Raw genomic sequence first — 251 nt, 5'->3', positions numbered from 1 at the left:
ATCAGTCAGACAGCTATAGGCTGCCCCGCCGTCATGGGAGCACGCGCAAAAAATGTGGGAGGGGGCTTGCCCCCGATTGCAGTGTGTCAGCTTGAACATTGGTATCTGGCTGACTGCTATCGGAGCATAGGTATCTGCACAACTTTCCAGACCGTAGCAGCCAACGGTAACCACGATGCGAAGCGAGTCGCTCTTGATCTGCTTTTGATCTCAGGCGCCCCGTTAAACCACGCTGGCCGAACGCAGGCTTG

The sequence above is a fragment of the Pseudomonas sp. 31 R 17 genome (assembly GCF_900004915.1).
GTDB classification, from domain to species: Bacteria; Pseudomonadota; Gammaproteobacteria; order Pseudomonadales; family Pseudomonadaceae; genus Aquipseudomonas; species Aquipseudomonas orientalis_A.
The sequence above is the reverse complement of the archived record's forward strand: the minus strand, read 5'-3'. Positions refer to the sequence as shown.